The sequence below is a fragment of the Bittarella massiliensis (ex Durand et al. 2017) genome, assembly GCF_017566145.1.
Lineage (GTDB): Bacteria > Bacillota > Clostridia > Oscillospirales > Ruminococcaceae > Bittarella > Bittarella massiliensis_A.
Genome location: NZ_JABFCL010000180.1, coordinates 1 through 225 on the forward strand (window position 1 = coordinate 1; position 225 = coordinate 225).

A 225-nucleotide genomic window follows, 5' to 3' on the forward strand; every position below is an offset into this window, starting at 1 on the left:
TGTTCAAACAGATAAGAACCTGCTGATTGACTTCTTCTGTTTCAGATAAGCGGAGCAGACAGCGCTCGGCACGACGAGTAGTTGTACGCGCGATGTCCAAAGCAGCTGATCCGGGGGTGCCTCCGGGGATGATAAAATGACTCAAAGGCTGGAGCATATTATCGAATTTATCGATAGTTTCTTCAAACATTTTCACATGCTCTTCTTTGATATAAGGCTCAGGCA

1 protein-coding gene is annotated in these 225 nt (G+C 45.8%); it reads right to left on the reverse strand.

Annotated elements, in window-relative coordinates:
- Nucleotides 1–225 (reverse strand): ATP:cob(I)alamin adenosyltransferase (locus HJY11_RS13960; RefSeq protein ID WP_208076499.1); only part of this gene is annotated, 225 nt, incomplete at both ends.